The organism is Actinoallomurus liliacearum (assembly GCF_039542035.1).
Classification (GTDB): Bacteria; Actinomycetota; Actinomycetes; order Streptosporangiales; family Streptosporangiaceae; genus Actinoallomurus; species Actinoallomurus liliacearum.
Map to the genome: position 1 here is coordinate 487,845 of NZ_BAABHJ010000040.1, position 26,621 is coordinate 514,465.

Annotated in this window: 30 protein-coding genes; 8 read left to right on the plus strand and 22 right to left on the minus strand. The window is 67.6% G+C overall.

Features of this window, described 5'->3' with window-relative positions:
• Nucleotides 1–33 precede the first annotated feature (33 nt).
• From ABD978_RS40940 to ABD978_RS40970, 7 genes are read right to left on the minus strand one after another with little or no spacing between them, the layout of a single operon-like run.
• Nucleotides 34–1,794 (minus strand): FtsK/SpoIIIE domain-containing protein, encoded by a 1,761-nt coding sequence (locus tag ABD978_RS40940; RefSeq protein ID WP_345366622.1) that lies wholly within the window; start codon nucleotides 1,792–1,794, stop codon nucleotides 34–36.
• Nucleotides 1,791–2,144: a hypothetical protein gene (locus ABD978_RS40945; protein ID WP_345366624.1), complete on the minus strand. Its 354-nt coding sequence runs from the start codon at nucleotides 2,142–2,144 to the stop codon at nucleotides 1,791–1,793. Before ABD978_RS40945 ends, ABD978_RS40940 begins: the two co-directional genes overlap by 4 nt.
• Nucleotides 2,141–2,350: a hypothetical protein gene (locus tag ABD978_RS40950; protein WP_252803073.1), complete on the minus strand. Its 210-nt coding sequence runs from the start codon at nucleotides 2,348–2,350 to the stop codon at nucleotides 2,141–2,143. The genes ABD978_RS40945 and ABD978_RS40950 overlap by 4 nt, the downstream gene beginning before the upstream one ends.
• A complete protein-coding gene (locus ABD978_RS40955; protein ID WP_345366626.1) occupies nucleotides 2,331–3,002 on the minus strand; it encodes a DUF2637 domain-containing protein in 672 nt (223 codons plus the stop codon). Before ABD978_RS40955 ends, ABD978_RS40950 begins: the two co-directional genes overlap by 20 nt.
• Nucleotides 3,003–3,012: 10 nt before the next feature.
• Nucleotides 3,013–3,207, minus strand: coding sequence for a hypothetical protein (locus ABD978_RS40960; protein WP_345366628.1), 195 nt, complete (start codon nucleotides 3,205–3,207; stop codon nucleotides 3,013–3,015).
• Between the two features lie 7 nt (nucleotides 3,208–3,214).
• Nucleotides 3,215–3,481 carry a hypothetical protein gene (locus tag ABD978_RS40965; RefSeq protein ID WP_345366630.1) on the minus strand — a complete coding sequence of 89 codons (267 nt, stop codon included), beginning with the start codon at nucleotides 3,479–3,481 and terminating at the stop codon, nucleotides 3,215–3,217.
• A complete protein-coding gene (locus tag ABD978_RS40970) occupies nucleotides 3,481–3,672 on the minus strand; it encodes a hypothetical protein (RefSeq protein WP_345366632.1) in 192 nt (63 codons plus the stop codon). Before ABD978_RS40970 ends, ABD978_RS40965 begins: the two co-directional genes overlap by 1 nt.
• A 262-nt stretch (nucleotides 3,673–3,934) precedes the next feature.
• Between ABD978_RS40970 and ABD978_RS40975 the strand changes: the two genes are divergently transcribed.
• Together ABD978_RS40975 and ABD978_RS40980 are read left to right on the plus strand one after the other, a co-directional pair.
• On the plus strand, nucleotides 3,935–4,678 hold the full coding sequence (locus ABD978_RS40975; RefSeq protein ID WP_345366634.1) for a helix-turn-helix domain-containing protein: 744 nt from the start codon (nucleotides 3,935–3,937) through the stop codon (nucleotides 4,676–4,678).
• Nucleotides 4,679–4,680: 2 nt separating this feature from the next.
• Nucleotides 4,681–5,157, plus strand: a complete 477-nt coding sequence (locus tag ABD978_RS40980) for an NUDIX hydrolase (RefSeq protein ID WP_345367428.1) — start codon at nucleotides 4,681–4,683, stop codon at nucleotides 5,155–5,157.
• Here ABD978_RS40980 and ABD978_RS40985 read toward each other — a convergent pair.
• The 5 genes from ABD978_RS40985 to ABD978_RS41005 are packed head-to-tail and all read right to left on the minus strand — an operon-like array spanning nucleotide 5,150 to nucleotide 7,093.
• Nucleotides 5,150–5,707 carry an HD domain-containing protein gene (locus ABD978_RS40985; protein WP_345366636.1) on the minus strand — a complete coding sequence of 186 codons (558 nt, stop codon included), beginning with the start codon at nucleotides 5,705–5,707 and terminating at the stop codon, nucleotides 5,150–5,152. The two genes, ABD978_RS40980 and ABD978_RS40985, sit on opposite strands and share 8 nt — an antisense overlap.
• A 53-nt stretch (nucleotides 5,708–5,760) precedes the next feature.
• Nucleotides 5,761–6,210 (minus strand): GntR family transcriptional regulator, encoded by a 450-nt coding sequence (locus ABD978_RS40990; RefSeq protein WP_345366638.1) that lies wholly within the window; start codon nucleotides 6,208–6,210, stop codon nucleotides 5,761–5,763.
• A gap of 51 nt (nucleotides 6,211–6,261) precedes the next feature.
• Entirely contained in the window at nucleotides 6,262–6,447 is a 186-nt protein-coding gene (locus ABD978_RS40995; RefSeq protein ID WP_345366640.1) for a hypothetical protein, read from the minus strand.
• Complete coding sequence (locus ABD978_RS41000; protein ID WP_345366642.1) at nucleotides 6,444–6,689, minus strand: winged helix-turn-helix domain-containing protein; 246 nt, start codon at nucleotides 6,687–6,689, stop codon at nucleotides 6,444–6,446. The genes ABD978_RS40995 and ABD978_RS41000 overlap by 4 nt, the downstream gene beginning before the upstream one ends.
• Entirely contained in the window at nucleotides 6,686–7,093 is a 408-nt protein-coding gene (locus ABD978_RS41005; protein ID WP_345366644.1) for an ATP-binding protein, read from the minus strand. The genes ABD978_RS41000 and ABD978_RS41005 overlap by 4 nt, the downstream gene beginning before the upstream one ends.
• Before the next feature lie 200 nt (nucleotides 7,094–7,293).
• On the opposite strand from ABD978_RS41005, the gene ABD978_RS41010 reads away from it, so the two are divergent.
• Nucleotides 7,294–8,022, plus strand: a complete 729-nt coding sequence (locus ABD978_RS41010; RefSeq protein WP_345366646.1) for a helix-turn-helix domain-containing protein — start codon at nucleotides 7,294–7,296, stop codon at nucleotides 8,020–8,022.
• Between the two features lie 214 nt (nucleotides 8,023–8,236).
• Here ABD978_RS41010 and ABD978_RS41015 read toward each other — a convergent pair whose 3' ends face one another.
• The 4 genes from ABD978_RS41015 to ABD978_RS41030 all read right to left on the minus strand — a co-directional run bounded on the left by ABD978_RS41015 (nucleotide 8,237) and on the right by ABD978_RS41030 (nucleotide 14,069).
• Nucleotides 8,237–10,171: a hypothetical protein gene (locus ABD978_RS41015; RefSeq protein ID WP_345366648.1), complete on the minus strand. Its 1,935-nt coding sequence runs from the start codon at nucleotides 10,169–10,171 to the stop codon at nucleotides 8,237–8,239.
• Nucleotides 10,168–10,740 (minus strand): hypothetical protein, encoded by a 573-nt coding sequence (locus ABD978_RS41020; RefSeq protein ID WP_345366650.1) that lies wholly within the window; start codon nucleotides 10,738–10,740, stop codon nucleotides 10,168–10,170. Before ABD978_RS41020 ends, ABD978_RS41015 begins: the two co-directional genes overlap by 4 nt.
• The gene (locus ABD978_RS41025; RefSeq protein WP_345366652.1) at nucleotides 10,737–12,107 is read right to left on the minus strand and encodes a hypothetical protein; all 1,371 of its coding nucleotides are present in this window, start codon (nucleotides 12,105–12,107) and stop codon (nucleotides 10,737–10,739) included. Before ABD978_RS41025 ends, ABD978_RS41020 begins: the two co-directional genes overlap by 4 nt.
• A 1,515-nt stretch (nucleotides 12,108–13,622) precedes the next feature.
• A complete protein-coding gene (locus ABD978_RS41030) occupies nucleotides 13,623–14,069 on the minus strand; it encodes a nuclear transport factor 2 family protein (protein WP_345366654.1) in 447 nt (148 codons plus the stop codon).
• Nucleotides 14,070–14,360: 291 nt separating this feature from the next.
• Here ABD978_RS41030 and ABD978_RS41035 point away from each other — a divergent pair, with 291 nt between their 5' ends.
• A complete protein-coding gene (locus tag ABD978_RS41035; protein ID WP_345366656.1) occupies nucleotides 14,361–14,705 on the plus strand; it encodes a hypothetical protein in 345 nt (114 codons plus the stop codon).
• A 46-nt stretch (nucleotides 14,706–14,751) separates the two neighbouring features.
• On the opposite strand, the gene ABD978_RS41040 is transcribed toward ABD978_RS41035, so the two are convergent.
• Nucleotides 14,752–15,642, minus strand: a complete 891-nt coding sequence (locus ABD978_RS41040; RefSeq protein WP_345366658.1) for a LysR family transcriptional regulator — start codon at nucleotides 15,640–15,642, stop codon at nucleotides 14,752–14,754.
• Between the two features lie 83 nt (nucleotides 15,643–15,725).
• Here ABD978_RS41040 and ABD978_RS41045 point away from each other — a divergent pair, with 83 nt between their 5' ends.
• Nucleotides 15,726–16,451, plus strand: a complete 726-nt coding sequence (locus ABD978_RS41045) for an SDR family oxidoreductase (protein WP_345366660.1) — start codon at nucleotides 15,726–15,728, stop codon at nucleotides 16,449–16,451.
• 118 nt (nucleotides 16,452–16,569) lie between these two features.
• Here the strand turns inward: ABD978_RS41045 and ABD978_RS41050 are convergent, their stop codons facing one another.
• The 4 genes from ABD978_RS41050 to add all read right to left on the minus strand — a co-directional run bounded on the left by ABD978_RS41050 (nucleotide 16,570) and on the right by add (nucleotide 20,329).
• A complete protein-coding gene (locus ABD978_RS41050) occupies nucleotides 16,570–16,989 on the minus strand; it encodes a GNAT family N-acetyltransferase (protein ID WP_345366662.1) in 420 nt (139 codons plus the stop codon).
• Nucleotides 16,990–17,118: 129 nt separating this feature from the next.
• A complete protein-coding gene (locus ABD978_RS41055) occupies nucleotides 17,119–17,811 on the minus strand; it encodes an anti-sigma factor family protein (RefSeq protein WP_345366664.1) in 693 nt (230 codons plus the stop codon).
• A gap of 351 nt (nucleotides 17,812–18,162) precedes the next feature.
• On the minus strand, nucleotides 18,163–19,125 hold the full coding sequence (locus tag ABD978_RS41060) for an aldo/keto reductase (RefSeq protein ID WP_345366666.1): 963 nt from the start codon (nucleotides 19,123–19,125) through the stop codon (nucleotides 18,163–18,165).
• A 205-nt stretch (nucleotides 19,126–19,330) separates the two neighbouring features.
• On the minus strand, nucleotides 19,331–20,329 hold the full coding sequence (gene add, locus ABD978_RS41065) for an adenosine deaminase (protein WP_345366668.1): 999 nt from the start codon (nucleotides 20,327–20,329) through the stop codon (nucleotides 19,331–19,333).
• A gap of 535 nt (nucleotides 20,330–20,864) precedes the next feature.
• On the opposite strand from add, the gene ABD978_RS41070 reads away from it, so the two are divergent.
• The 3 genes from ABD978_RS41070 to ABD978_RS41080 all read left to right on the plus strand — a co-directional run bounded on the left by ABD978_RS41070 (nucleotide 20,865) and on the right by ABD978_RS41080 (nucleotide 23,833).
• Nucleotides 20,865–21,689: a chaplin family protein gene (locus ABD978_RS41070; protein WP_345366670.1), complete on the plus strand. Its 825-nt coding sequence runs from the start codon at nucleotides 20,865–20,867 to the stop codon at nucleotides 21,687–21,689.
• Between the two features lie 360 nt (nucleotides 21,690–22,049).
• Complete coding sequence (locus tag ABD978_RS41075; RefSeq protein WP_345366672.1) at nucleotides 22,050–22,991, plus strand: C40 family peptidase; 942 nt, start codon at nucleotides 22,050–22,052, stop codon at nucleotides 22,989–22,991.
• A 251-nt stretch (nucleotides 22,992–23,242) separates the two neighbouring features.
• Nucleotides 23,243–23,833: a LuxR C-terminal-related transcriptional regulator gene (locus tag ABD978_RS41080; protein WP_345366674.1), complete on the plus strand. Its 591-nt coding sequence runs from the start codon at nucleotides 23,243–23,245 to the stop codon at nucleotides 23,831–23,833.
• 139 nt (nucleotides 23,834–23,972) lie between these two features.
• On the opposite strand, the gene cphA is transcribed toward ABD978_RS41080, so the two are convergent.
• Entirely contained in the window at nucleotides 23,973–26,621 is a 2,649-nt protein-coding gene (cphA, locus tag ABD978_RS41085) for a cyanophycin synthetase (RefSeq protein WP_345366676.1), read from the minus strand.

The following is a 26,621-nucleotide window of genomic DNA, read 5'->3' on the forward strand; positions in this document are numbered from 1 at the left end:
CAGGCGCGCGTGAGGACGCGGACGAACGAGCGGTCACGGACGTTGGGCGGCGCGCCAGCGGCCTCGGGAGATCTGCTGGACGCGTCCTGCGTGGGCGTGCTCTTGGAGTCGGCTGTAGACCCAGGTGCGGCCCATGCCCGTGATCTTCATGAGCTGCGAGACGGACAACCCCTTGTCGGGTGCTTCGAGCAGCGCTGCCCAGAGAGCTTGTTCGGGGTCGTCGGCGATGATTTCGGCATCGATTACCTCTACGTCGGGGGTCGTGCGGGCGATGACATCCGCGGACAGGGCGTCGAGACGGGGTCGGCGGTTGCGGTGGGCACGGGCGGTGGCGCGTACGCGCTCGTCGGTGAGCAGGTAGGCACGGGCTCGGCGAGGGACGTCGAAGCCGGGGGCGGAGATGAGGAACTTGCCGGGCGCGTCGAGGGTGTGGGCGTGCCAACCGGCACTGTGGGCGCCTTGGCCGAGGATGAGATCGGTGTCGCGGCGTTCGCGGACGCGGAGGCAGATGCGGATGTCCATCTGGGAGCGGACGGCGCCCTTGCCCATGGCGGCCTGTGTCGGGCGTTGTGTGGCGGCGAGGAGCGTCACGGCGACGGCACGGCCTCGCCGAGCGATCGAGTCCGCATGGGCCATCGCGTCGGGCGACTCGTCGGCGAGTTCGGCGTACTCGTCAGCCACGATGATCAGCGCGGGCTCTTCCGGAGTCGGTATCCACAGGCGAGCGCCTTGGCGGGCGAGGGTGGCTGCGCGGGCATCGAGGATGGTGACGGCATCGGCGATGAGTTCGGCGGCCTGGCGCGCGTCTGTGGCGATCCGGTCGAGACAGGACGCCCAGGGCTGGAGTTCCATGCCGCCCTTGAGATCGATGCCCCAGATCACCACGTCTGGGTAGGCGGTGAGGGCGGCGAGGATGACGTTGAGGATTCCGCTCTTGCCGGATCCGGCGATGCCGGCGACGAGGGCATGTCGATGCAGGAGCCTGACGCGTACAGGTGTGGCGTCCTCGAAGACGCCGAGTTCGACGGGGTCGGCGACGCTCGTGCCGGTTGGTGCGGGCCAGGGGATCGGACGGGCGTGCGGGTCCCTTTCGAGGACATGCAGGACGCAGTGATCCGCACGGGCGGGGTCAGGCTCGACACGGACCGATCCGGGGCGCGTGCCGAGGCCAGACTCGATCGCCGGAAGTCTGTTGACGACGTCGGTGACGGTCTGCCCGCGCTTGAGGGCCAGTCTGGCGCGCCAGCCCCACAGGTCGACGACGGCGGACAGGACGCGTGATCCAGCAAGACCGATCGTCTCGGCGAGGTCGGGCCAGGCGTTCACGGTGCGCTCGATGCGGACGCGGGAACGGCGTCGGCGGTGTGACCACCACGGCGCGCCGCAGATGAGAGCGGTGGCGACGAGCAGGCCGGGGAGCGGCGGCGAGGTCGGCCCGTGCGCGGTCGCCGTGGCGAGCCATCCCCCGGCAGCGATTGCGACGACGGCGGCGTAAGCGCGTTCGATGCCGCGATCGAGCCAGCGCTTACCGCTCGCCACGATGACGGCTACGGCAACGACGGTGAGCGCCAGGACGTCTGGCCAGAGTCCGCGGTGGCCGTGGTGGAGGAACGCTGCGGTTCCAGCGAGGAGCAGCGCCGTGGTGAGGGGCGCGAGTTCGGAGCGGTAGCGGAACAGCCATCGGGCGAGTACTGCGATGGCCTCGTCCGCGTGGCGGTCGTCCGTGACGACGTACAGCGGCATGGGCTCGGAGCGGCCCCACCGGCGACGGCGGGTCGGGTAGCGCTGCCTCATCGGCCACCGTCCCAGAGGTCGACGAGGGCGAGGAGTTCGGCCGCGTGCAGGTCCTCGTCCGGGAGCTGGCCGTGTTCGTCGAGTTCGTCCCGGAGGTAGAGCAGCGGGTCATCCTCGCCGTCCCGCTCGGCGGCGACGGCGGCACGAGCAGCAGCGAGCAGGCCGGCGTACTGAGCGCGGGCGAGTGCGAGCAGCGACCGGAGACGTTCGACCTCGGCGATGAGCATCGGGAGGTCGGCGACGGCGACCCACAGCGCGACGGGTACGCGCGCGGATCGTGCTTCGTGCAGGTGAGTACGGACGGCGTTGAGGTCGAGGGTCGGGCGTGGAGCCCGTTGGGGTCCTGTCATGGGCAGTCCGGCACCTCCTTTCGGTCGGGGACGTCCTTGGGGAGCGGCGCGGCGGGCGTGACGCCGAGTGCGGACAGCAGCGCCTCGGCGGCCGGCACGGCGTCGCCGAGCTGGACGAGCGTGTAACGGGTCTTGACGCCCTGGCGGGCCAGCTCCTTCATGAGGAGGTCGACCAGGGCGTACGGGTCATAGGTCGGCTTGCTCATCGGCGGTGCCTTTCTCGATCAGTTGGCGTCGGAGTTCGGTGGCGCGGGCGTTGCTGACGCGCAACGTCGTTCGAAGCGCGTCACGGGTAATGGGGCGGCCGTCGTTGGCTTCCCGGTGCCGCACGTCGGCAGCGCGGGCGGCGTGGATCAGTTCGTCCTCGGTTCGGTACCGGCGGTGGCGCTTGCGGCGAGTACGGCAGGAGCGCCGGTCGCGGTCGCCGGTACGGTCCTCGGCGGTGGCTTCGATCCGTCCTTGTAGGGCGTGAAGGTGGGCGGTGAGCCCGAGGACGGCGGCGGGGACGGCGCCGACGAGGACGACGATGGGCCAGGACACCGACAGGAGTCCGGTGCGGGCTGCGTGGTACGTCGCGTTGCCCGCAATGCTGGCCGCGATGGCGCCCAGGGCGTTGGAGCGAGCGAAGCGCCGAGCGGCGGCCGACCTCGTCGAGGCGGCCAGCCAGACGCGCGCCGAGGTCATCGCGTAGGCGTCCAGGGTGACGGGCAGGAGCCACGACAGCCGTGACGGCCAGCCGGCGATGTGCGCCAGTCCTTGTAGCCCGGAGAAGCTGGCGATGGCTGCGGACGCGGCGGCGACGGTCATCCCTGCCATGACCCACCAGTCGCGGTCGGCGTTCGTTGGGGGCGTGGTCACGGGGGTCCTCTCAGATCTTGATGCCGGACAGGAAATGAGCGAAGGACCGCACGCCCTGGCGAATCTGCGGCGCGAGAGAGGTGGAGGCGAGGTAGAAGCCGAAGAGCGTGCAGACGACGGCGTGCCAGGCGCGGAGGCCGGCGTAGCGGTACAGGCCGTAGACCAGCGCGCCGAGCACGATGACGAGCGAGACGGACAGCGCCAAGCGGAGATCACCTTCCTTCCGATCGGACCAGGGGAACGGGCTCGCGACGGTCGGGGACGACCGCTTGGAGGTCGTTGCCGCGGGTGTAGTCGGTGTCGGGCTTGCGGACGTGGACGCCGAGGACCGAGCGAGCGAAGGCGGCGAGCGGCGTGGGGGCAGCGGAGTCCAGTCCGGTCCGGGGCGCCTCGCGATGAGTACCGAGGATCACGAGGCCGATGAGTACGAGCGCCGTGGCGGCGAGGACGAGGGCGAGTCCGGTGATCACGATGGCCATCACCGGCTCACCGCCTCGGCGTCGCGACGGAAGATGCGGCGGACGCGCGTACCGCGCCGAGCGCGAGCGGTGCGGCGGAACCAGGCGGCGCGGGCGCGGCACTTGCGGCACAGGCCGAACCGGTACTCCGAACGTGCCCCGCACGGGCACTGGCGCTGCCAGTCGTCCAGGGGGAGGGGACGAAGATGCATCGAGGGCTCCTCTCCGAGCCCACGTCCCGGCGCGGCCTAAGAAGTAAACAGGACTAGTCATGTTCACGATTACAGTGCGCCGTCTTAGCACCTGTCAAGGTCTGGGTTGTTCGCCGGAACGGGGCTCTGGCTTATCGGGATTTCCTTACGCCATCGAGGATGCGCCGATCAGCCGTGACGAGCACCTACATGACTGGACGTGTTCATGACGTCCTGACTAGGGTGTTGGCGTCCCAAGACGTCCTGCGATCCGGTCGGGTAGATGGCGAACGAACGGCTACGAGCAGTCCTGCTAGAGCAGGGAATCACCGTGGCCGCACTCGCCGAGGCGATCAACGTTGACGAGAAGACCGTTGAGCGCTGGATCAGCAAGGGACGCACGCCATACCGCCGGCACCGCTACGCAGTGGCAACGCATCTCGGCGTGGACGAGACCTACCTGTGGCCCGAAGCGCTCTCGAACGAGCAGGTCACAGCGGCCTCCCAGAGCGAACTCATCACCGTCTACCCGGAGCGCACGGCGGTGCCACGGGACGGATGGGGACGTCTCTTCTCACGGGCAGAGCGCGAGATCGGGATCCTCGTCTACGCCGGCCTGTTCATCTCCGAAGACGGCGGCGTACAGAAGATCCTCGCCGACAAGGCGCGGGCGGGCGCGCGTGTGCGCATCCTGCTCGGCGACCCGGAAAGCCCCGAAGTGGCACAGCGTGGCGCCGACGAGGGCGTGGACGACGCCATGGCAGCGAAGATCCGCAACGCCCTGGTCATGTACCGGCCGTTGCGCGCCCTCGAGGGTGTCGAGTTCCGGTTCCACAACACGATCTTGTACAACTCGATCTACCGGGCCGACGACGAGCTGTTGGTCAACACGCACGTCTACGGCGTGACCGCCGCACGAGCGCCTGTCCTTCACCTTCGCAAGGTCGCCGGCGGCGACATCGTGAACACGTACCTTGAGAGCTTCGAACGCGTCTGGGACGGCGCGACACCGATACCGGAGGCGTGACGTTGGGGCGGCGGATCGACTACTACGACGACCCGAACGCGCCGGCCGCCAACAGCCTCGTCCCCTCGGTCAACGTGGTCGTGGTGAGCGACCAGGGCGAGATCCTGCTTATCCGCCGCACCGACAACGACAACTGGGCCGTCCCCGGCGGAGCCATCGACCTCGGCGAATCACTCACGCAGGCAGCCATCCGGGAGACCAAGGAAGAGACCGGAATCGACTGCGAGATAACCGGCCTCGTCGGCATCTACACCGACCCGAAGCACGTCATGCACTACACGAGCAACGACGAGGTCCGACAGGAGTGCTCGATCGTCCTGACGGCCCGGCCGGTCGGTGGCACACCAACAACGAGCAGCGAATCTCGCGAGGTGCGCTGGGTCGCACCGGAAGAGGCCCGCGGCTACCCGATGGACCGCTCAATGCGGCTACGCGTCGAGCGTTACCTCTCCGGGGAGACCTCTCCAGAGATCAACTGATCGGTGCCTCGGACTGCGCTCTCTCGATCGCGCGTACCGACCCGACGATGTGCGGCGACGAGCGTCGGATCGAGCGCGCCACGAGATGGCCGGCACCGTACCGCGACTGGATCTCGGCAAGACGGTCCTCAACCTTAATGGGATCCCCGTCAGGCGTCGTCGTCATGTCGCAGTAGGTCAAGGCATCGGAGAGGAACGGATCAGCAGGCTTGAACTCGCTGGTCAACTCGGTAATCAAGCCACGCTCGTCTGCTTCGTTGATCGCGCACGAGTGGTACGCGACGAGGCTGCACAGCACGTCGTCGGCGTGCTCGACGTACCGAAGGTGACGGGCGCCGTCGAGAGAGTGCAGGCCGGTGTCCACAAGATCAGGGGAGTAGCCGACATCGTGCAGCCATGCGGCGGCTTCGAGGAGATCGGCGTCCTCGCCAAGGATCGGAGCAAGGGTCCGCGCCTGCCGGGCGACACCTTGGCTGTGCGCCCAACGGCGGGGAAGCGGGACTTCGAGCAGCTTGCGGGCGACCTCTTCAGCCCAGTCGGCTTGTCTCATGCGACCGACGCTACGCGGTGATCTTGGGACGTCCACGGACGTAGGCGAGGCGTCTACGGACGTCTACGAACAAAGCGACCCTTGCCGTGACGCGCCTCGATCAGGCCATCTTGCTCAAGGGCGGCGAGCGCCTGGCGTGCCGTGCCGCGCGCGACCCCGTACTTCTCGACGATCGCAGCCTCACTCGGCAAGGCGTCGCCGACTGCCAGGTCACCGCCCTCGATCCGCTTCCGCAGCTCCGCAGCGATGCGGCGGTACTCATACTGCGTCGGTGCCTCGCCACGCACGACGCGCCCCTTGCCCGGAAGTGTCTCGATCAGCCCCTCATCCTCCAAAGCGGCGAGAGCACGACGGACCGTGTTACGAACAACGGCGAACTCATCACACAAGGACGCTTCGGAAGGCATCGGAGAACCGGGCACGAGTTCTCCGCCGCTGATGCGCTGCCGCAGGACCTCGGCAATCTGCGCGTACGCGCCCCATGCGGTCTCTCGTGGGCTCACCGGGCTCCTCTCACTGCGCATCTCCCGTACTGCGTGGCCATGGCAGTCGTATCACTCTGGGCGTCGCTCTTCGTCATGATCGGCGAGGAAGCGCCGTGCCTGCTCTGGATACTTGCCGACCAGGGCCTTAAGGTGCTGAACCTCAACGACCTGAGATGCGCCTGTGAACCGCATGTTGTCGAGCATGGCGTAGAACTCCGCCAGCGAGCGCTGTAGCCCCTCCTCGCGTGGATTCACGAGGACTCCTCGCGCCAGTCCTCGGCCGGCCGCGCATAGCTGCCCTTGTGCGGCAGCGTCCAGACGTACCCGCGCTGCCGGAGATCAGCGATGGCGTCGGAAACCGTACTGCCCGAGACGCCGAACTCCTTAGCCATCTTCGCTTGAGAAGGAAGCTGGCCCCGAGGCTGCCAATCACCGCCCGCGATCCGATCACGGATGACCTCCGCGACCTCCTGGTAGCTCTTCCGCTGTTTGCTCATGCCGACCCCTCGACCAGGCACTCGCACCAGACGATCTTCCCGCCCGTCGGTAGGAGGACACAGCCCCATTCCTTCGATAGCGCTTGTACGAGCACTAGTCCGCGGCCGTTCTCTTCGTCGTCCGTTGCCGCACGCTGTAGCGGCGGCGTGCTGCTGGAGTCCCAGACCTCGATCAGCACGGCCTCAGGCCGTACCGAGAGGCACAGGTAGATGGGCTGTGCCTTCCCGACGAGTGGGTTGGTGCCTTCCGGCATCTGGCGAAGGCCGGTCGCGTTGATGGCGTTCGTCACCAACTCGCTGGCCAGCAGTTCAACGGTGTCCACCATCGAGGGCAGCTCCCAGGCGGCGAGCAGCCATCGCACGTACTGCCGCGCCCTACCGGCCGTGTGTGGCAAGGCCGGCATCAGCATGCAGCTCGATCGAGAGCAATCAGTCATCTTGCGCCTCGCAGCCTGCGATCCGTCCGCGAGCGACGGACCGGGTCGATCCGCCACATGTCCAAATAGGCTCGCGTGAGAGCGCGGACCTCTCATGGGCAGCTAGGGGACGTCTAGGGACGTCTTGTGTTAGCGTCAGCCCAGCCAGCGCGGTTTGGAGGATCGCGGTGAACGATGTCTTGAGGCGTGCCTTCGCTGAGGCCGGCCTGACTGAGCAGGACGTAGCCGCCCGCTTGGGCGTGGATGTGAAGACCGTTCGACGGTGGCTGGATGGACGACGTCCCTACCCGCGTCACCGTTCTGAATTGGCCCATCTCCTTAGCATTGATCAGGCGGAAGTCTGGCGCGCTGACATACAGCCACCATCGCCACGACTGGGTGGCGCAGAGATCGAAGCCTCCTACGCCCACCGCTGGGCCGTTCCCCGCCACGTATGGCACTGGCTCTTCAGTCAAGCCAAACAGGAGATCGGCATTCTCGTCTACTCGGGTCTCTTCATCGCCGAGGACACCGGAATCATCCGCATCCTCGCAAAGAAGGCGCAGGCCGGTCTCCCCGTACGGATCTTGCTCGGCGACCCAAATAGTCCACACGTAGCGGAACGCGGTGCCGACGAAGGCGTAGGCGAGGCGATGGCAGCCAAGATCCGAAACAGCATCGTGCTGTATCAGCCGCTCCGAGACATCGACGGTGTCGAGATCCGACTCCACAGAACCGTCCTGTACGCCTCGCTCTATCGTGCCGACGACGACCTTCTCGTCAACCCGCACGCCTTCGGCATCACGGCCTCAAACGCACCCGTGCTCCATATACGGCACGTCGAGCACGATGACGTGGCCAGCATCTACGTTGATAGCTTCGAGCGCGTCTGGCGGTCAGCCCAACCTCTGGCATGACCCTGAACTCGGCCGTGGACAGGAAAACCCGTGTCGTCGGGAAGGGCGAATGTCGCCCCAACAGTCCGGAAGCTACGCCGCAACCGAGAATGACCGCCCGGTCCGAGACTCCCTCAGAACTGTTTCTGAGTCTTCTAAGCCCCGCCATTACGAACCACCGGTCAGCCACAGGTAAATCAGTTGCAGTAATCATGTCGGCCAAGCTCTGTATGACCTAAGACGTCTCATCCTCGGTGACGATCAGCTCAACATTAGCCTTACCTGGATGACGAACGGGGGAGATTGTCGGATTGGAATAGTCGAATTCAATCAGAGGATAGCCGTTCCGGTAAGCAAAAGGAATCTCGTTATCTGAAATGATAATCTGCACACGGCCGGCGTTGGCTGATGCCTGACTGGCTAGCCGTCCATAGATGGCTGCACATGTGTCCTCTGCCGTATTTAGAGCAAGGCGCGGCCCATCGAGGATCAACAGTGTGGGATAGCGGGTATCGACATCGCCTAGTGCCACAGTCATCAGGGAGGTCCAGTATGCAATCTGGATGGCAGTCATCGCTCCCCCTCCGGGGATAGCGGTCCTGCCGTAGACCTTGCCGTTAACTGTGGGTAGATAGCTATCCGGGTCAACACTCGCAGACTCCACCGCGGCAATCCGCAAATCAATGACGGCGCGCCTAAATTCGGAACCTAGTCGACCGAGCACCACCCTCTTTCGTTCCTCTAGGGCGGCCTTCCGTGATTTGATATCTGCCCTAAGACTCTCCTGCCGAAGCTTTAGGCGCTCTCGCTCCGCCTCCAGGTCTGCTACGCGATCCCATTGTCGTAGCAGGGCTTCGAATTGCTCCTGCCGGGCGCGTGCAGCGGCCAGGCGTTCGGACGCGTCGCTAAACGCTTGCAGCCGAGGCGTGACGCGATGTGACGTACGCATGTCTAGTGAAGCCGTTAGGTTTCGGATCAGTTGTTCCCGGTCGACAATCGCGCGCGTAACCTCCTCAAGTTGCTCTTGGGTAACGTCGATTTGGTCATCCATTTCTTGGAGTTGAGCATTGAGCTGCCTTGTCTCGTACTGGTCTTCTATTGCCAGGCCCTCAACCGGGTCAGTCTGCAAACAAACACGACACGAATCCGAAGGTACATTCCTTTGATTGAGCGATTGCATGCAACGTGGGCACACTGCGAATTCAATGTTGGCTAGGCGCATGCCCGCGTCTTGCATACGGGCCAGCCGTGCGAGGTCTGCATGAACGCGGTCACGTTCGGCGGCGTATTCATCTTTCTGACGCGATAGGGAGACTTTAGCCGCATGAGCGTCGGCGAGGCTCCGTTCAGCGTCGGCAAGAAGGTCTCTAAGGGCCTGCGTCTCTCGATCGATTACCGGATCGATTTCTTCCCGGATCGAATCACGCTCGGCCTCGGCTTGCGCCTGGGCGGCAACAGCCGCCATAAGGTCTCGCTCCGCTTCTAGTCGACCCGTCGTCTGGCTGTCACGAAGAAACGCCTTGACGGCCTCGATATGCGAGTTTTGCTTTTCAATCTCCCCGTTCAAAAGGTTAACTTCAGATTGGAGTGCGAGAATGTCAGGCTCTGTAAGGCCAAACAACAGCTCAAAGACGGCTATGCGTTTTGGAGTATAATAGTCGTCTTGGCTGCCTGCGATATCGCGATTCATCGCATACTGTGGAATATATACGTACTTATATATGTCGGCAAAAGTGACGCGATTGCCAGCTTTGCTGCTCTTGCCCTTCTGCGCTGCAGCTCGCATATCACTGGGCAACCCGAGCTTAGTTAGTAGAAGAGTGTTGATGCTAGGAATGTCATCACCGGCGTGATGGTCCGGCATGCGTTCCTGGGTCAGAAGATCGGTGACGCGAATCTTTTTCCTTTTCCCCGGATCTACACTCCGAGCCAGACGCAATCGGTCCTGGCCGACTGTTATATCAACTACTACATCAGTTACATAGTCGGTCGCCACGGCGGCTAGGCGGGCGTCACCTGCTGCGAAGGCAAACTTGATTAGCTCAAGAAGGGTTGTTTTGCCTACACCGGTAGGACCTGACAATATCGTTAGCTCGGATCGAAAATCGTAACGAACATTCCCCTCGGTCGTGCGCAAGGTGAGCTGATCGATGCGGAATCTGATAGTCACCTGATCACCTGCCGGTGAGGGCGATCCATAAGAGTAGCCAGCTTTTGATAGATGCGGTCCTTTAGCGTATTGCCGGTCATGCCGGCAGATGCTGCTGCAATAGCGTAGCTGCGATCGATCATATCTGCCCAGTTGGGAGTCGTAGCCATCTGAGAGGCGAGCTTTCGGCCGCTAGGAGTTGGCGTGAGCGCAACATTGCCGCGACGGCCTTTCGCATAGCGCACAAGGCCGCGGCCCACGAGCGCGCCAATGATTGCGTAGTACCTGTCGTCCCAAGGCCCATACTTGTAGCGCATCATAGGAGCCTCTACGTCGGTCGGTTCTGCAATCTCTGACGAGCTCAGATGGAGACGCGGATCTTCAGGCTGCAGATCGTCTAGGACCGTGGGGGCTAAGGCTGGATAGCGGAGAAGGAAGTCAAGCTTAGCTAGCTTCGTCAGGCCATCGAGTTTATTTGCATGACCTGGAGTGGCGGAGACTGCAGCGACTAGAAGAAGAACTCGAGCTTGGTGATATGCGAGGTCATCCCGGAGTAGCTGCAGTTCCAGAGCTTCGTATGCAGTGGTCATGCTGCAGTTCCTCGGCGTGCGCGTAGACGGGCGATCTCCGCATCAACATCGAAGCGTTCGCTAAACCAAATTTGGCATACATTCGCGAGATCGCTGATTCCGCCTAGAAGCAGATCAGCATCGAGGCCTACGGGAATTTCCTCAGCTGGAATTCCGTCAATGACGTCCTGTAGTTCATTCCAGAGTGCCGCTCCCCATGGTGAACTGGCGCGTACTTTAGGCGTAGTGGCCTTGTCGCTGATACGCAGGAGGAGGCGACGGAACTTTTCTCGGTCGGCTATGGCGGTAGGATCGCCGCTCATTCGGTTATGCCAGTACCGATGGTAATCTCTTCGTAGCTGCTCTGCTCGCTCGATACTATTATCGGAGCATTCGCCGGCAGCCATCTTTACTGCTGCGCGGGTCATCCGAATAGGAGGAGCGATCGGCTGGTACGCTCCCGGGTTCACGGTAGCGGTGACGATCGCGATGTGGATGTCCTGCATCGTGACGATTCTGTTTGCTAGAGCGCGCTCGCTATCCTCAACAGTGGGAACGCCAGTACCTATAACGGATTCGAATACGGTTGGAAGCGCTCCAGTTGAGTTCGGTCCTGCTGCGCGCATTCGGGTGCGGAAGAGGCCCAATACGGCTTGCCATACGGCTTCTGGTGGTGTTTCGAGGCTGAGGCGATCTACTACAGGTTTGGCGAACATATTCGGTGCGGCGTGGGGAAGGTGAGCGCGCATGACCTGAGCGTGATCAATGCTCAACGCAGAAAGAAACCGCGCGGTTTGTGTCTTCTGTTCATCCAAGGAAAGGGCCTCCTCGCCAGTCCACTCGCGGGGGAGGTGGCTCTCTCCATAAGTGCGAATCGCGGAGTGCAGGCTGTTAACTACCGGCACGTCCTGCTTCGTAATTGAGAATGTTTCATTTGCCAAACGCCGAAGTCGTAGCCGTTTGGCGGCAGCTTCGAGATCTTGTGGAGCCCCGTTTGAAAGACCACCAGTAGTGACCAGCTTGCACGTAGGCTTCTCTTTCAGAGCGTGCCAACGTAGAAACAAATGCGCCAAGCCGCCTTTGTCGGCGAGCTGATTGATGGTCGTGTAAGCGCCAACTTCCGGATCGCGGTGCTTTCCAGAAACAAGCACGGCGTTGTCTCCGTGTACCGCTACCCAGTCTTCATGGTACTCGCAGATGATGCGGCGGTCCTCGTCGGAAGCTAGGCGTCCGTCTTCATCGATTGCATCAAGATAGAGACTGAGGCCCTGGGCGGCAGCCATGGCAGCTTGCCACTCATAGCGGTCAGCTGTGTTGGCGCCAGAGTCATCTGGCTGCGGTACCGTGACCACGAGCTGCGCGGCCGTAGGGTTACCATCACCCGTCATGCGCCCCCACTTTGCTCGACCATAGGTGACCCACAGATCGTCGCATAAATCCTGGAGAAATCCAGAGTCTCAAGCGAAACTAGCCACGGAGACGTCCCGCAAGCAAGGCCTGATGGTGATTTGGCGCCAACCGGAGGGAAGCGTCAGCGCCGTTGTGCCTGGTGGCGCTTCCGCGCCTGTAGGTGATCAGGCATAGGAGAGTGCGGATCATGGGCGACCAGTTTTGGCCACGGGATCCGTGATCGCGTCGGTCGCGCTCTGCCGGAAGGCGCTGCACGGCTTCCGGAGCTCGGGTCGTGGCCGGCCCTGCGCTCCGAGTCCGTTTGTATGGCCGGGAACGGGCTTACCCGGCTATCCTCGCATTGAGAAGAACGCGTCCCTCGCTGTGAGTAGTCACTCGGCTGTTCGCAGGCTGCTGCGATAGGTGGACGTGGATGGTTCTTCAGAGGCTCGGCGGCTTCGTGAAGAAGTGACACGCCACCGCGCGGCGTAGGCTAGTATGTGGCAGCGAGGTTTCATCTCCGTGGCCATGAGTTATCCGGTCGGCGCGTTTCGTCGAGGAGGCCGGGTATGGCCATTCACAAAAACATTCTGCGTAAAAGCTTCACAATGTCTGCTTTGTGGGGCGTTGCCGTACCTGTGACCGGTATCGGCGCGTATCTCCGGAAAGAGTATGTAGCTGCCTTCATCGCGGTCGCCTCGGTGGCTGGGATTGAGGTGGTCTTTTCGCAACTGCGAGCAATGGTTAGGTTGCGTAGCCTGGCTCGGCTAGTCAGAGCATCGGCTAGAAAAGAGCTCGATCCTGCAGACGTTGAACGACTTATCGTGGCGCTGTCTGTCCATGAAGCGGTCTCTCGCGAGAATATCGACGGCGCTAGCATCGCTAAGATCCTTACTTCTTTCCTGGCCCCTGGACGGGGTGTGCGGGCACCGAGGAAGTAAGCAGGGAAAGTCTTCGCCTTGCGGGCGGTCGCAAGTGCCTACTAGGCAAGACCGATCTTTCCCCGCATCGCTCTACGCCGCTGTTTTGGCTTCGTTTTCTTCATGTGACGTTCCCGCGTCAGGTCAGTTGCTTGCTGCCCATTGGCGTCGAATTTGTAACCTACAGCTACCAAGCCTATGGGCCGGGGGCGCTGGTTGCAGTTGGGGTTGCGGTTTACAGAGGTGCGGTGACGTCCGTCGGTGTACGTCGCCGCAGGTCAGATGAGCCTATGCACGCAGTGGCGCAGCTCCCCCGCACTGCTAATGCGGTTTGGGCTTACCGTCCATCCGGGGTTCAAATCCCCGAGCCTCCGCTCCTTGATCAGGGCCTTCCCCGACGAACGTCGGGGAAGGCCCTTGGTCGTCTCTGGGCCCGAACGGCCCCAGTCGCAGTTCCGGCCCCTCGCCCCACAGGGCGTGACCCGGATTCCCCTCCGGGGTGGGCCGACGGCCCCGCCGCGCAAGTTCGCCGGGCAGACTCCACAGTGGCTTCGTCAACCACGGTGGCCGACCGTAGTGGCCGGCCACCGTCCGTTACGCAGGTGTGTCCGGCCGGAGAATGCCCACCAGGGAGTCGATGTCATCGCGTGCCTGGTGGGCGCGGATCGGGTCGATGTAGTCGCGTGATTCGACGATCTCGCCATTCCGGACGCGCATGATGAAGACACAAGGGACCTTGGTCGCCGAACCGTCCGGCTTCGGGAACTCATAGGCGAACTCGGCGACGATCACCTCGGGATCCGCGGTCTCGTGGACGACGACATCAACGACCCGCCGCTCAGGAATCGACCCTCGAGCCTTCGGCGGGACGGCGAAGTGCTCCCGGAGTTCACGCCGACTCGTCAACGGCTCGGCCTCGGGCGTGGCCATCGGGTGCCGGACGTCGGTGACCTCGGCGTACAAGTCCGGCAGCTCGGCGGAGCGACCTTCGGCCACGCCATGGACGAGGCGGAGGAAGACGTCGCGTGGAGTAGTGCTCATAGTGCCTCCTGATCACGGAACAGACGGTTTCACCGGAATATCGCAGAACTTGACCGGCCACCCGTAGGAAAGCCAGATCCTGACCGGCATGGCGGCTCCTGTGGTGGCCGGCGTACCACGGGCCCGTAACCGCCAGAGGCGTCCGGCGGCGGACGCCGGCTCGGGGATGGTCCAGGTAGGCACGGAAATCATGCAGAGTGCGACGGAGCGCTTGCCACCCCAAGCTGCATCGGGACGGTGCTGTGCAAGACATCGCACGCACAAAAAAGATCACCCGAAAGGACCTTCGCCATGGGCGAGATCAAATCCTCCGATCTGACCTGGTCGTTGGGCGCAACGCTGAACTGCCCCGACCTCTCCGAGCTCCGCGACCAGATCAAAGTGGCGCTGAACACGGCGACCATGGCCGGCCTCGTCACCTACGAGGAGATGGCCAAGTTCGTCGACGCGTTGATCGACGCCATGGCGGGCGCCGAGAAGTTCAACATGACGCGGGAACTCGGCCATCCGGGCATCAGTCTGCGCATCAGCATCGTGCGCAATGGCTGGTCGGTCACCCGGCGCACGAGCGGCCGGACCAAGCGCTACACGGTGCACATCACCGCGTCGGCCAAGCCGCAGCTCCCCCAGAGCTGAGGCCGTACACGGCCGGCACCTCCCGCTCGACGGCGGGAGGTGCCGGCTACCTGCCATGGTGGATCACGGGCGAAGGCAGCGCGGTGCCGTGGAGGCCGGTCGCCGAGCGGACGAGTGATGCGACCGCCGGTGAGCGACTGCTGCGCGGCCATGCGATCACCGTGGTGACGTTCGGCGCGTCGACGACGGGCACCGCGACGTGTTCGGGCCACTGCCAGGCGCGGCTGGAGGCCGGGATGACGAGCAGCGTCCTGCCGAGCGCCACGAGCTGAGCGAGCTGCGACTGGGTGCGCACCTCCGGTCCGGGCCCGTCCGGGTAGGACCCGTCGAGCCGGGGCCATCGAGCGATCGGCAGGTCCGGTACGTCGCGGACCTCCGCCAGCGTGAGCTGATCGCGTGACGCGAGCGGATGCGCCGCGGGAAGGATCGCGACCTGGCCTTCCGTGCAGAGGTCCTCGGTGTCGAACCCGGCGAGGTCGTCGAACGGCCGGTGCATGAGCGCCACGTCGGCGCGCCCGTCGCGGAGCAGCCCTGCCTGCTCGCCGACCTCGCACAGGAGGACCTCGATCGGTGCCGCGTCGGGTTCGCTCGCGAGCGCGTCGAGGAGCCGTTGCAGCAGCTCGTGGGACGCCCCGGCCTTCGTCACGAGCACGAGCGGCCGCTTCGGGTCCCCGGCACGCCGCGTCCGGCGCGCGGCGGCCGCCACCGCGTCGAGGGCCGTTCCGGCCTCGCGGAGCAGCACCCGGCCGGCGTCGGTGAGCGCCACTCCACGGCGGTTCCGGTCAAGGAGCCGGACGCCGAGCCGCCGCTCCAACTGGCGGATCGCGCGTGAGAGCGGCGGTTGCGCGATCCCGAGCCGAACAGCGGCGCGTCCGAAGTGCAACTCCTCGGCGACGGCGACGAAGTACCGGAGCTCGCGGGTCTCGAGATCGTCCACGCGAGCAGCCTACCGAGTGATACCCGGTGGGTATCACAGCAGACTGAGTCGGTGTTGGACCCCGAGCGTGCGGCTCGCCGAGCATGGATCGCGTGAACGACACGAAGATCGCGCTGGTCACCGGCGCGAACAAGGGAATCGGTTTCGCCATCGCACAGGGTCTCGGGGCGATCGGCTTCACGGTCGCGGTGGGGGCTCGCGACGATGCCAGGCGCGAGGAGGCCGTGGAGCGTCTGCGTGCCGCAGGCGTCGACGCGTTCGGGGTCGCCCTCGACGTCACCTCCGACGACAGCGTCGCCGCGGCGGCGGCGACCATCGAGCAGACGGCAGGGCGGCTCGACGTGCTCGTCAACAACGCGGGCATCTCCGGCCGGACGGACGGTGGCGCGCAGGATCCGACGACGCTCGACCTCGACGTCGTCCGCACCGTCCTCGACACGAACGTGTTCGGGGTCGTCCGGGTGACGAACGCGATGCTCCCGCTGCTCCGCCGCGCGGACTCGCCGCGCATCGTCAACATGTCGAGCAACATGGGCTCGCTGACGCTGCAGACCGGGCCGATCATGGCCGCGTACGCCCCGTCGAAGTCGATGCTCAACAGCGTCACGGCACAGTACGCCCGCCGGCTCGCCGAAACGAACGTCATCGTGAACGCCGCCTGCCCCGGCTACGTGGCGACCGACTTCACCGGTTTCAACGCCCCGCGGACGCCCGAGCAAGGCGCCGCGATCGCGATCCGGCTCGCGACCCTGCCGGATGACGGACCGCGGGGCGGCTTCTTCGACGACGAGGGCGTCGTCCCCTGGTGACCCCGGACGGACGCGGCCCTGTCATCCGGCACCCAGGTCACCGAGCCGATCCTGGTCGGCGGTCGCGACCGCCGACCAGGAGAAGGTCGACCCCGCCGCGCTCACGCTCGACGGTCGCTCACGCGGGCCTGAGGGCTTTGCGGAGGGTGATCCCCTGTCGGTGGTAGGCCATCCGCTTCTCGTAGAACGGAACCGACAGCGGGCTGCTCAGGTTCGTGTCGGTCACCGCGATCTCCGCGCCCCTTCGCCGTCCCCACGCCTCGGCGGCCGCCATGAGCGCCGTGCCGGTGCCCTGGCGGCGGCACTCCGCGGCGACGGCGAGTGCGTTGATCACAAGGCGTACCCGTGACAGGTCCCGCTGGATCTGCCAGCGGGCGTCGGGCGCCGGCCGGATCACCGCCGCTTCGATGAGTCCGACCACCTGGCCGTCGTCCTCGGCGACCAACCAGGCGGTGTCCTCCTCTCGAGGCTCGCCGATGGCCTGCTCGAACCACTCGACGAGACCCTCGGGATCAGGCTCCTGAACGACTTCCGGCACGATCGCGGCGTAGTGTCGGCCGGCGTCTCGCCACGCCCGCGCACAGCCTTCGCCGTCTCCTGGCCGGATCTCCCGCACTGTGAGTCCGCTCACGCCATCCATCTTGGCCGCCCGTGCGCCGGGCGACTCTCATACGGGGATTCTCAGGAGGGTTCCGCCGCCGTCGATGAGCACGTCGAAACGTACGATCTGCGAACGCGGGGCGACCGTTCCGCCGTGCACCTGAAGATGGGCCGGCGCGCCCGGCACGCCGTACCCCTTGGCCGGGACCGCCCACCCCGTCACCGCGCGCCGTTCCCCGGACCGGGTCACCGCCACCAGCCGGCACGTCAGCGGGCCGCGTATGCCGGCCAAGTCCAGGGCGACCTGTGTCCCCCACGGCGCGCTCTCGGTCGCGACGATCCCGGTGGCGTGGGTCGTCGGGTCGGTGGCGGTGTGGCGTTCGCCCCGCGCGAGGAGGTCGGCGGCGGGGCTGCCGTGATGGTGGGTGTACGCGCGGGGGCCGGTCAGGGCGGCGCCGATGGTCACGCCGCCGGCGACGACGGCGACACCCGCCGCCAAGCCGATCACGATGGTGCCGCGCCGGCGACGGCGCGCGGCCCGGCGCCGGCGCCGCAACAGGTCGGTGACGTCCGCCGGCGGCGCATCGGGGGCGGGCTCGACAGGGGCGAGGCCGCTCAGGAGGTGCCGCATGCCGTCGAGCTCCGCGACCTCCGAGGCGCAGGCCGCGCACCCGGCGAGATGCTCCTCGAACGCACGGCGGTCGTCCTCTTCGAGAAGGCCCAGCACGTAGGCGCCGACATCGGTGTGCGCGACGCTCATCCGGCCATCCCCTGGTCTCTTCCGCCCGGCACGACCCGTCCCGGCGCATGTGATCGACCCTGGCGTTCACCGTATCCGGGCACGGCCGCCGTGCCCACCTCACAGCAGGCCCGGAGAGCCGCGTACGCGGGCCGGACCAGGGGCGGCCGAAGGTCTTCCGGCCGCCCCGCCCCCGACGATTCGGTCCCTGCCCGATCGCGTCTCGCCGGGCGAGACGCGATCGGGCCGGCGAGCGGTCGTCCCGCCCGCGCGGGTCCGATGTCGGCAGGGAGTACGCGAAACGGCGCGCCGGGGTTCAATCGGCCGACGTGGAGATCGGAGCGAGATCCGGTCGCCGGACCGGGGGCCGCCTCAGCCCGTGAGCTCGGCGAGCTTCGTCAGGTCCTCATCGCTCGGGATCCACTGCGCGGCCTCGACGTTCGTACGGATCTGCTCCGGTGAGGTGGCACCGGCGATCACCGAGGACACGGTCGGCTGGGCGGCGAGGCCACCGATGGCCACGTGCAGCATCGACACGCCACGCTGGTCGGCGAAGTCGCCGATCGCCTCGATGGTGTCCCAGTCCGCGTCGGCGTGCATGGCACGCCGGGTGTCGCCGATCCGCGTCCCGGCCGGAGGAGCCTCGTCCCGCCGGTACTTGCCGCTGAGCAGGCCGGACTCGAGTGGGAAGTACGGCAGCAGCCCGACGCCGTACGCCTGGCAGGCGGGTACGAGCTCCGCCTCGGGGTCGCGGTGGAGCAGGTTGTAGTGGTTCTGTGCGCTGATGAAGCGGGCACCACCCGCGGCGCGGGCGACGTAGTCGGCCTCGACGACCTGCCATCCGGCGAAGTTCGAGGAGCCGATGTAGCGGACCTTGCCCTCGCGGACGAGCTCGTCCAAGGCGGCGAGCGTCTCCTCGATCGGGGTCACGCCGTCGGGAGCGTGGTACTGGTAGAGGTCGATGTGGTCGGTGCGCAGCCGGCGCAGGGACGCCTCGACGGCCCGGCGGATGTAGCGCCGCGACCCGCGCGCGCCGAAGTCGGGGCCGTTGGCGCCGCGCATGTCCATCCCGAACTTGGTGGCGACCACGACATCCTCGCGGCGGCCGACGAGGGACTGGCCGAGGAGGTCCTCGGACAGTCCCGGCTCGGCGCCGTAGATGTCCGCCACGTCGAAGAGGGTGATGCCGGCGTCCAGCGCGGCGTCGATGACCTTTCTGGTGCCTTCGAGCGTCTCCGTACGGGTTTTCGTACGGCCCAGGTTGTTGCAGCCGAGGCCGACGACGGAGACGACGAGACCGGAGTCGCCCAGCGGGCGATACGCCATTTCGGACATGCTTCCGACCCTAGTAAGGCAGGCCGGAGACACACGGACAGGGGCGGCCCGGCGAGGGCGGTGTCGCGCCGGGTAGCGCGAACGCGACCGCGGCCGCCGTACGAGCGGCGGCCGCGACCGGGCCGTCCAAGGCCGGCCCGGGACGGCCCAGGCCGTCCAAGGCCGGGCGGCCCCGACCGCCGGGCGGCCGACCGTGCCCGCCCGGTCAGGAGGCGGGGGTGGCCAGCCACGCGTCGATCTCCCGGCACAGCCGGGTCTTGGTCGGCTCCGGGGCGAAGGACGCCTCGACCCCCGCCCGCGACAACTCGGCCAGCACGGCGTCGTCGTACCCGAACGCCGTACGGATCCGGGCGTACTCCTCGGTCAGCGTGGTGCCCACGATCACCGGGATGTCGGTGTTCACCGTCACGACGAGCCCGGCGTCGCGCAGGAGCGGCAGCGGGTGCGCGGCGAACGAGGGGGCCACGCCGAGCGCGACGTTCGACGAGGGGCACACCTCGAGGGGCAGGCCGCGGTCCCGTACCTCGGCGACCAGGTCGGCGTCGTCCAGGACGCGGATGCCGTGCCCGAGCCGCTCGGTGTGACCGACGGTCATCGCCTCGCGGATGCTCGCCGGTCCGCAGGTCTCCCCCGCGTGGTGGACGAGGTGGAGGCCCGCGTCCCGCGCCGACTCGATGACCTCGGCGAACGGCGCGAGGGGATGGACCTCGTCGCCGGCCAGGCCGATGCCGAGGACCCCGTGCGTCGCGTACCGCGCGGCCAGGTCCACCGTGTGCCGGGCACGGTCCACCGAGCGCCGGCGCGAGTGGTCCAGCAGGACCCGGCATTCGATGCCGTACGCGGCCTGTCCCTCCGCGAGTCCCTCGAGCACCGCCTCGAGGGGCATCTCCGGATGGCCGAGACGCTCACCGTGCGCGGCCGCGGTGAAGGTGACCTCGGCGTACCGCGTTCCCTGCGCGGCCTCGTCCGCGCAGAACTCGACGGCGATCCGACGGAAGTCCTCCGGCCGGCGCAGGCAGCCGCGGACGAGTGCGCCGAGGTCGGCGAACCGGCCGAAGTCGTCGAACACGACCGGGCCGTCGGCGGGGGGTTCCGGCACCGGAACGCCGTTGGCGGTCCCGATCTCCCGGAGCGTCGCCCAGCGGATGGCGCTCTCGAGGTGGACGTGCAGGTGGGCCTTTGGCAGGCGGGTCAGGTCACGCACCCGAGGCAGCGTAGGAACCGGATACCGGCATGTCATCTAATTTTCCCCGCCCTCGCGGACGCCGGCGGACGGCCGGGCCAGGGGAATTGCGGAACGCGGGTAATGGCAACATCAAGGATCGGCGTCGAATGAAGCGCTCTTCGTTGCCTGCGGTTTGCCTTTCCGGCTCCCGCCTGGTCTCGCCTGAGCCTCGCCGTGGAGAACACCGCCGCGCGGCGGGTGACCCTTTTACGTAGCGATTCGACGTGCTCCGGCAGACGGGAATGGCGGTGTTAGCCTTTCCACCGGTCAGCAAGAACCTTCGACTTTCGAGATCATCGGCCACCTGGAGAGTGCGTGAAGCGGACCGACTCGTACGCGTGGAGCACATTCTGTGCCGCACGTCCGAATCGCCGCTCAAGCATCCGGGTCTCCGCTCTCGCGGACACGATGGGTGGATCTCGCCAATATTCCGATCCAACGTGATCGTGCGATCCCGCCGCGACGGAAAACCACCCGCATCATCGCTGGAAAAACAGACACCCTTGGGGGACCAATGCGTAAATGGACTGTTCGCGCCGCCCGAGCCCTCCTCGTCGGAGCCGCGTTCGCGGCGGTCGGCGGTGGCATCGCCAACGCCGACAACAACACCACGCGCGGGGACCGCAGCCTCCTCGGCGGCGTGCTGGCGGACGTGACCGCTCCCGTCACCGCCCCGATCACCGCTAACAACCTGCTGCGGAACACCACCGTCAACGCGAACGGCAACGCCGTCAACGCGCTCAGCCCGCGCTCGACCCTGGCCACGGGCGCCGCCCAGCGCCTGCGCTTCGTCAGCCACCACCACGACCACGGCATCGAGGCGACCTCGATCGGCAGCGACGACAAGGTTCACGCGCCGCTGACCGCCCCGATCCTGATCTGCGGCAACGCGATCTCCGACAGCGGTCTGGGCACCGCGACCTGCCGGGGCCACTCGAGCATCAGCAGCGGCAGCGCGGCCTCGCAGGCGAACTCGGCCTGCCCCGCGACGTGCTCGTCGTCCACTCAGGTGACGGCCGAGCCTCCGAAGCCCGCCGCTCCGGCCTGCCCGACCGCCTGCGACGCGGCCCAGCCGCCGGCCCAGACGACCGTCCACCAGGCGCCGGCCTGCGCTCAGGCCTGCTCGCAGCCGGTCGGCGCGCCGGTCTGCCCCGAGGCCTGCAGCCAGTCCTCGGCGCAGGGCAGCGGCTCGTCGAGCACCCACCTGCTCAGCAACGACCAGGTCAGCGCGCCGGTCGCGGCGCCCATCGTGATCTGCGGCAACTCGGGCGCCATCAAGGGCCTGGCGGCGGCGGCCTGCGACGGCGACGCCTCCTTCGCCCGGGGCGGCAACTCCTGACCTTCGGCTCCGATTTCCGCCCGGCCGGTACTCCGGCCGGGCGGTTTTCGTTTTCGCGGAGTTCCACACCCTCGCCCAATCGCCTTATTCGAGGCGGTTGGGCGGCGTTCTGTTTACCGCCGTCTGGTGCTTTCCCGTGTCGGTGCTGACCTTTCTTAATCGGCGGCCGGCTGAAATCCGGATAGCGGGGATTGCGGCGAAAAGGGTAATGGTACGTGTCCCGTCTTTCAGGGTAAGTGTTGCGCTGAAAAGGCTCACTCGCCATTTGGAGGATGGTGGATGAAGTCGACGTACCATGACCGTGTTCCGGCCGGTAAAGCCCGCCTCGGCGCTGCGCGTCCCGCTTTACTGCGATACCCGGTGATCGGCGTCAGCGTGCTCCTGGCGTTCTGGACGCCGTCCGGCGCGGCGGCCCGTACGGAGCGGGGATACGCCGTGATGGCGACCTCGGCGCCGACGCATCGGCAGTTCCGGGTCCTGCACGCCTATGAGCGGTACCTGACCCGGATCGCCGCGCAGCGGGTCGCCGCCCGGCGAGCCGTTCGCTTCGCCTATCGGCAGATGGGCAAGCCGTACCGGTTCGGCGGGGCCGGCCCACGATCGTACGACTGCTCGGGCCTGGCGATGGCGGCCTGGCGGAAGGGCGGGGTCAGCCTGCCGCACCGCGCGGACATCCAGTACCACCTGATCCGGCGCAAGGTCCCGATGAGGAGCCTGCGCCCCGGCGACCTGGTGTTCTTCTCCGGGGCGAGTCACGTCGGCATCTACGTCGGCCGCGGCCGGTTCGTCCACGCCCCGCACACCGGGACGGTCATCCAGCGCGGCTCCCTGACGGGCTGGCGGCGCCGGGCCTTCGCCGGGGCCGCCCGGCCGGGAGCGCCCGCGTACCGGGTGTGGCCCCGATGGGTCCGGACGCTCACGGGCCGACCCCGCCGCAAGGCTCTCGGCTCGGTCTCCGTCCCGTCCCGATCGGCGGCATGGGACGGCCCGGTGTCCGTACCGCGCCGCGGGCCGGCGGGCGCGGGCGGCTCGGCCTCCGCCCCGGCGCGGTCGGCGGCCGTCCCGCACGGGCCCGGGTCCGCGGCGAGCCGGGCGAGCGACGTCGCGGAGCCGGGCGGGAGCCGACCGGCCGCTCCCGTCGGAGTACCCGCGACGATGACCGCTCCGACGGCGGCCGGAGACACCCGGACGACGCCTGGTGGATCTCCGGGGACGCCGGGCGGGTCGCAGGCCTCCGGCGGTTCCGGCTCACTCGACGCCTTGCAGGCCGCACTTGCGGGCTCTGCGCCCACGGGCGGGTGACCGCTCGTACCGAGTCGGTCGCTCCCTGCCTCAAACGGGGCATACTGCGGTGGCTTGACCAGTAACTTCTAGCTCACGGCGCTTTGCAAGGTTTATCCGAGATGTACGGGGCAAAGTGCCTTACGGCTGTCGACAGGGGCGATCAGGGACGGTACATGAACAAGAACGATCGATGTTCGGAGCGCCGACCGGGGTTCAGGCGGTGGGGATCATCGCGGAACGACTCGCGGCCCGCGGCGATCCGTACGCTCGTGGCCGAGCATGTGCACGTGCTCCGGTTAGGGTTGTCCGCCTGTCTCGACCGGGAACCCGACATCCAGGTCGTCGCCGCCCTGTCCCATGGGGACGGCCTCGCGGCGGAGGTGGCGGAGCTGCGTCCCGCCGTCGCGGTCATCGACATCGACCTGCCCGGCCCGGCGGGATCGACGGGCGTGGCACACCTGCGCGAGCTGACCGCGGAGTGCTCCGTCGTGATGCTGGCCGACCGCGGTGACCCCATGGGCGTACGGCGGGCGCTGGCCGTCGACCCGCTCGGCCTGCTCAGCCGGCAGGCGCCGGCCGACGTCCTCATGCGCGTCGTCCGTCAGGTCGCGGTGGGCCGCCCGGTGATCGACCCGGAGCTGGCCGGGACCGCCCGCGCCGTCGAGGAGAACCCGCTGACACCGCGCGAGCTGGAGGTCCTCCGCATCGCGGCGAACGGGGCCACGACCGCGGAGATCGCCGCACGGCTGTCCCTGTCGGTGAAGACCGTGCGGAACCACCTGTCGAGCGCGATCACGAGGATTGCGGCGCGCAACCGGATCGACGCGATCCGGATCGCCAGCGAGCGGGCGTGGCTTTAGCGATCGGGCCGGGTGCCGCTGTCGCGGCACCCGGCCCGATCGGCGCACCGCCGCCGACGCTCTCAGCGGATCGCCGGGCACGTCCCGGAAGGGCCGTGCGCGGGTCGCCGGGAGCGCCATCGGCGGGACGGCTCTCCGGTCACAGCGCACCCGGGAGCGAGGCCGCGCCGAGCGCGTCGAGCAGGTCCATGACCGGCTGCAGCTTTTCGTACAGCAGCAGGATCGGCTCGCCCGGCGCGGAGACGCCGAGCGCGATGCCGACCGCGTCCTTCAGGTCGCCCGCCGGGTGCACGTGGACGTCGGGGCGGGCGTCGACGAGTCCCCGCCTGATCAGCTCGGCCATCTCGCCGGGCCGCCTGCCGCGCAGGTCCTCGTCCTCGTACACCACCACGCGGCCGAAGGAGCGGGCGACCGCACGGGCGGTGTCGATGACCAGTTCGTCGCAGCGGTCGCCGGGCAGCGTGACGGCGGCGACGCAGTCCCGCCGCCAGACCCGCCGCATGAGCTCGCCGACGGCGGCCACGGCCGCCGGGTTGTGCGCGTAGTCGACGACGATCGGGCGGTCCTCGACCTGGAAGGCGCAGCCGCGGCCCGGGTTCAGGTCGTGCGGTTCGAACGTCCGTAGTCCCCGCGCGACCAGGTCGACGGGCATGCCGAGGGCGCGCGCCGCCGCGGCGGCCGCGAGCGCGTTGCCGACGACGTGCCGGGCGAGCCCGCCGAACGACCCGGCGACGTCCGCGGCCGGCAGGATCTCCGACCGGCCGGCGCCGCTCGCCTCGGTGAGCATGCCGTCCTCGACGAAGTACGCGATCCCGCCCGTCCGCAGGTGCCGCTCGACGCGCGGCGCGGCCGCGGACATGGCGAAGTAGCGGACGCTGGGCTCGCGGTCCCGTACGCGGGGACGGTCGGCGAGCGCGGCCGTGCGCGGGTCGTCGGCGTTCAGCACGAGCCGGCCGCCGTGCCGGATCTCCTCGGCGACCAGTGCCTTGATCTCGACGAGGTCGTCGACGGTGGCGATGTCGTCGACGCCGAGGTGGTCGTCGGTGACGTTGGTGAGGACGGCGACGTCGGCGCGGTCGTAGCCCAGCCCGCGCCGTACGATGCCGCCGCGCGCGGTCTCCAGCACCGCGGCGTCCACGGTGCGGTCCGCGAGCACCATGGCCGCGGAGAGCGGGCCCGACGCGTCCGCCCGGTAGACGAGCTCCTCGCCGACGTACACGCCGTCGGTGGTGGTCATCCCGACGCGCCGGCCGTCCTGCGCCAGCAGGTGCGCGATCATCCGTACCGTCGTGGTCTTGCCGTTGGTGCCGGTGACGGCCACGATCGGCACCCGCCCGGAGGTGCCGGGCGGATAGAGCCGGTCGATGATCTCCGCGGCGACGTCGCGGGGCCGTCCCTCGTACGGCGCCAGGTGCATGCGCAGGCCGGGCGACGCGTTCACCTCGATGACGCCGGAGGCGCCGGCGTCCGCCGGGAGCGGCGCGGTGATGTCCGGCAGGCGCAGGTCGATGCCGCAGATGTCGAGGCCGACGGTCGCCGCGACGCGGCGGCAGAGCCGTACGACGTCGGGGTGGACGCGGTCGGTGACGTCCTTGCTGGTCCCGCCGGTCGACAGGTTGGCGTTGCGGCGCAGCGTCACGACCTGGCCGGCGTGCGGCACCGAGTCCGGGGCCAGGCCCTGCCGCGCCAGGTGCGCCAGCTCGGTCTCGCCGAGCGTCAGGCGGGTGAGCGGCCGGTCGTGGCCCTCGCCGCGTGCCGGGTCGGTGTTCGCGACGGCGACGAGGTCCGCGACGGTGGACCGGCCGTCCCCGGTCACCCGCGCGGGGCTGAGCTCGGCGGCGGCGACCACGCGGTCGCCGACGACGAGCACCCGGTGGTCCCGGCCGGGAACGTAGATCTCGATGAGCGCCTCGCCTCCGTCGGCGGAGGCCGCGTGGAAGGCGGCGGCGACCTCGTCGGGGTCCGTCAGCTCGATCCAGACGTTCTCCCCCTGGTGGCCGGCGAGCGGCTTGACCACGACGGGCGCGCCGATCTCCTTGTACGCGGCGATCGCCTCCTCGACGGTCGTCACGACGGTGCCCTCCGGCACCGGCAGCCCGGCGCTCTCCAGGAGCCGCTTGGTGAGCATCTTGTCGCCGGCGGCCTCGACGCCGATCGCCGAGGTCCGGTCCGTCATCGCCGCCCAGACCGTGCGCCGGTGCCGCCCGTATCCGAGCTGCAGCAGGTTCAGGTCGTCGACCCGGCGTACGGGGATGCCCCGCCGCCGGGCCGCCGCGGCGAGGGCGGCGGTGCTGACGCCCAGGCTCGTCCGCTCGTGCGTCGCGGCCAGGGCGGCGAGCTCGGCGTCGAACGCGATGTCCCCGTCCTTCAGCAGGCCGGTCACCGTACGGATGGCGAGGTCGATGAGGTCGCCGACGAGCGGCGTCTCCGCGGGTTCGTCCGCCGGGCGTTCGAGGATGAGGTCGTAGCGTCCCGGTATCCCGGCCCACACCGTACGGCCGAAGCAGACGTCCCGGCCGATCAGCGCGGACAGCTCCAGCGTGACGTGCTCGGTGACGTGCCCGAAGTACGTGCCGCGGGCCATCGCGGTCAGCAGCCCGCCGGGCCGGCCGGCGGAGCAGTGGTGCTCGGCCAGACCGGGGAGCGCGGACACCAGCCGCTCGGCGAAGCCGGGGAAGTCCGTCGTTTCTCGGCCGGTCAGCTCTCCTAAATCGAGCCGGGCGATCACCACCGGCTGCGCGATGTAGACGTTGGGACCGTTCAGCCGGCGCAGATGCTCGAGGTGCAT

Bases quoted from the DNA above. Each gene is read 5' to 3' on its own strand.
- ABD978_RS41025 (WP_345366652.1), bottom strand. From the start codon at position 12,107: ATGACGGGTGATGGTAACCCTACGGCCGCGCAGCTCGTGGTCACGGTA.
- ABD978_RS40950 (WP_252803073.1), bottom strand. From the start codon at position 2,350: ATGAGCAAGCCGACCTATGACCCGTACGCCCTGGTCGACCTCCTCATG.
- ABD978_RS41070 (WP_345366670.1), top strand. From the start codon at position 20,865: ATGCGTAAATGGACTGTTCGCGCCGCCCGAGCCCTCCTCGTCGGAGCC.
- ABD978_RS41005 (WP_345366644.1), bottom strand. From the start codon at position 7,093: ATGCCGGCCTTGCCACACACGGCCGGTAGGGCGCGGCAGTACGTGCGA.
- ABD978_RS41000 (WP_345366642.1), bottom strand. From the start codon at position 6,689: ATGAGCAAACAGCGGAAGAGCTACCAGGAGGTCGCGGAGGTCATCCGT.
- ABD978_RS40975 (WP_345366634.1), top strand. From the start codon at position 3,935: ATGGCGAACGAACGGCTACGAGCAGTCCTGCTAGAGCAGGGAATCACC.
- ABD978_RS40945 (WP_345366624.1), bottom strand. From the start codon at position 2,144: ATGACAGGACCCCAACGGGCTCCACGCCCGACCCTCGACCTCAACGCC.
- cphA (WP_345366676.1), bottom strand. From the start codon at position 26,621: ATGCACCTCGAGCATCTGCGCCGGCTGAACGGTCCCAACGTCTACATC.
- ABD978_RS40940 (WP_345366622.1), bottom strand. From the start codon at position 1,794: ATGAGGCAGCGCTACCCGACCCGCCGTCGCCGGTGGGGCCGCTCCGAG.
- ABD978_RS41030 (WP_345366654.1), bottom strand. From the start codon at position 14,069: ATGAGCACTACTCCACGCGACGTCTTCCTCCGCCTCGTCCATGGCGTG.
- ABD978_RS41055 (WP_345366664.1), bottom strand. From the start codon at position 17,811: ATGAGCGTCGCGCACACCGATGTCGGCGCCTACGTGCTGGGCCTTCTC.
- ABD978_RS41060 (WP_345366666.1), bottom strand. From the start codon at position 19,125: ATGTCCGAAATGGCGTATCGCCCGCTGGGCGACTCCGGTCTCGTCGTC.
- ABD978_RS41035 (WP_345366656.1), top strand. From the start codon at position 14,361: ATGGGCGAGATCAAATCCTCCGATCTGACCTGGTCGTTGGGCGCAACG.
- ABD978_RS40970 (WP_345366632.1), bottom strand. From the start codon at position 3,672: ATGCATCTTCGTCCCCTCCCCCTGGACGACTGGCAGCGCCAGTGCCCG.
- ABD978_RS41020 (WP_345366650.1), bottom strand. From the start codon at position 10,740: ATGACCACTGCATACGAAGCTCTGGAACTGCAGCTACTCCGGGATGAC.
- ABD978_RS41045 (WP_345366660.1), top strand. From the start codon at position 15,726: ATGGATCGCGTGAACGACACGAAGATCGCGCTGGTCACCGGCGCGAAC.
- ABD978_RS40965 (WP_345366630.1), bottom strand. From the start codon at position 3,481: ATGGCCATCGTGATCACCGGACTCGCCCTCGTCCTCGCCGCCACGGCG.
- ABD978_RS40985 (WP_345366636.1), bottom strand. From the start codon at position 5,707: ATGAGACAAGCCGACTGGGCTGAAGAGGTCGCCCGCAAGCTGCTCGAA.